Source organism: Rhizomonospora bruguierae (assembly GCF_018397995.1).
GTDB classification, from domain to species: domain Bacteria; phylum Actinomycetota; class Actinomycetes; order Mycobacteriales; family Micromonosporaceae; genus Rhizomonospora; species Rhizomonospora bruguierae.
Window position 1 is genome coordinate 1 of record NZ_BBQH01000138.1, and the last position, 1,735, is coordinate 1,735.

Annotated in this window: 3 protein-coding genes; 2 read left to right on the plus strand and 1 reads right to left on the minus strand. The window is 69.0% G+C overall.

What is annotated here, in order from left to right:
• Nucleotides 1–519, minus strand: a 519-nt coding sequence (locus KJS59_RS30480) for a TauD/TfdA family dioxygenase (RefSeq protein ID WP_213457436.1), incomplete at its 3' end; no start/stop codon positions are given.
• Nucleotides 520–590: 71 nt separating this feature from the next.
• Here KJS59_RS30480 and KJS59_RS30485 point away from each other — a divergent pair.
• Together KJS59_RS30485 and KJS59_RS30490 are read left to right on the plus strand one after the other, a co-directional pair.
• Nucleotides 591–1,085, plus strand: coding sequence for an NUDIX hydrolase (locus KJS59_RS30485; RefSeq protein WP_011905872.1), 495 nt, complete (start codon nucleotides 591–593; stop codon nucleotides 1,083–1,085).
• 281 nt (nucleotides 1,086–1,366) lie between these two features.
• Nucleotides 1,367–1,699: a hypothetical protein gene (locus KJS59_RS30490; RefSeq protein WP_213457438.1), complete on the plus strand. Its 333-nt coding sequence runs from the start codon at nucleotides 1,367–1,369 to the stop codon at nucleotides 1,697–1,699.
• Nucleotides 1,700–1,735: the final 36 nt, after the last annotated feature.

Here is a 1,735-nt window from a genome sequence, read left to right on the forward strand (position 1 = left end):
ACTGGCCAGGTCGTCGAGCCGGAACCGGACGACGGTCCGGCCGTCGTGCTTGGTGAACACCGAACCGAGGTGGCCGGCGGCGCCGCCGAAGAGCACACTGCGCGGAGCGCACAGCGCATTGAGCAGTTCAGGGTCGCGCAGTGCCATCTCGTGGTGCAGCCGGGCACCGTCGACCAGACGGCACTCGCCGCCGGAGGCAGCGCCACGGGCACAGAACAACAGCATCAGCCGGGGAGGCTGGTCCTCGGCCGAGGACTCGGTGTGCACGGTCAGCTCGTCGCGGCCGAAGCCGGCCGATCCGGGTCGGCGAGCCAGCTCGCCACGATCACCGATCGCGGTGACACCGTCCGGCTCGCTGTCGCGGTGGTGCCAGACGTGCATCACCTGCCCTGCCAGGCGCAGCAGCGACGCCCGGTCCGTGACGCCCTCGAAAGTGGCCAGGCCGACGCCTTGCAGCGCAGCCGCAAGGCGTGTCCCGGCTTGACTGTCGTGCGGATCGACACGAACGTGATAGATCATGGTGAACCCCCTGTCTGACTAGCACCACCGTCGACCCGTGGTGCCGGGCAATCAAGTGACGGATTGTCAAGGTGCCCACCGCCTGCGGCGACGCCTGTCGGGACGTCGCCGTGTTACGGTCCGCCGACAGCCGACTGCGGAAGGACGCGAACATGTACCGGCCCCACGCCTTCCCGGTGTCCGTCAAGGGCGTCTGCGTCCGCGACGGCCGGGTCCTGCTGCTGCGTAACGAGCGCGAGGAATGGGAACTCCCCGGCGGCAAGCTCGAACTCGGCGAGGACCCGGCCGCCTGCGTCGGCCGGGAGATCAGCGAGGAGACCGGTTGGACGGTGCGGGTCGGCCCTATCCTCGACTCCTGGCAGTACCACATCCGCGACGGCATCGACGTGCTGATCGTGACCTACGGCTGCTTCGTCGACGACGACTCGCCGATCACGGTGAGCTCCGAGCACAAGGAAGCCCGCCTGTTCGCCGCCGACGAGATCGCGGCCCTACCCATGCCCGACGGGTACCGGCGCTCGATCCACGACTGGTTCACCCGGCTCGAAACACCGGTAAGCGGATAGGCATGCGTTGCCGGGCCTGCGCCACCTCCGTCGACGAACCTGATGGTGTGCCGCTGTGCCCGGCCTGCGCCGCGGTCACCGGCAGCCCGCGCGAGCCTGCCCGTTCTGCCTCGACGTCCGCGCTGCCCTGTCTGTCAGGCTGAGATGAGGCAGCCGTCCCGATGCAGCTAGGCTTGCCGGGAGACAGGAAGAGGATCATCGTGACACTACCCAGCACGCCTGGTGAGCAGGGCGGACGGCCGAAACGGCGGACGTTCACGGCGGAGTACAAACTACGGATTGTGGCGGAGTACGACGCGGCGGAGGCCTCGGGTGAGGGGGCGGCGATCCTGCGTCGGGAGGGCCTGTACCACTCGCACATCTTGGAGTGGAGGGCCGCGCGGGACGCGGGAGCGTTGACCGCCTTGGGCAGCCGCAAGAGTCCGGTGGGTGAGAACCGGCGCCGCAGCGCGGAGGCTACCGAGATCGAGCGGTTGCGGCGGCGTAATGAGCGTCTGGAAGCGGACTTGGCGCGGACGAAGACCGCGTTGGAGATCATGGGAAAAGCGCACGCGCTCTTGGAAACGCTGTCCGAGAGCGCGGACGACGCCTCGACGCGGCCACGCAGGCGCTGACCGAGGCGTTCGACGCTCTCGCGCCGGTGGTTGAGG